Genomic DNA, 367 nt, shown 5'->3' with positions numbered 1-367 from the left:
GACGCCGACCCCTCGGACGGCCAGTGCCGTACCGCCTCCGGAGCGTGCAGCCTGCGCGCCGCGGTGATGGCCGCCAACTCCCGGCCGGGCAGTACGATCGCGCTGCCTCCCGGCCACTACCGGCTGACGATCCCACCCGACCCCAGACTGATCGTCGGCGACCATCCCGACCCCACCACAGGCGACTTGAACGTCGACGCCCCCACCACGCTCAGAGGATCCGGCACGCGCACCACCGTCATCGACGCCACCCTCCTGGACCGGGTCTCCCGCCTGCGGGCAGACACCCTCATGTCCGATGTGACGATCACCGGAGGCAGAGCCGTGCAGCGTGAACTGCCGTTCACCGACACCGGTGGCGGCGGCA

1 pseudogene is annotated in these 367 nt (G+C 71.1%); it reads left to right on the top strand.

Annotated elements, in window-relative coordinates:
- A pseudogene (locus H4N64_RS44290) lies at positions 1-367 on the top strand (choice-of-anchor Q domain-containing protein); the annotation flags it as partial.

The organism is Streptomyces cupreus (genome assembly GCF_014257025.1).
In the GTDB taxonomy this organism is placed as follows: domain Bacteria; phylum Actinomycetota; class Actinomycetes; order Streptomycetales; family Streptomycetaceae; genus Streptomyces; species Streptomyces cupreus.
Note: the sequence above shows the minus strand (reverse complement) of the source record. Positions and strands in the feature narration are given on the sequence as shown.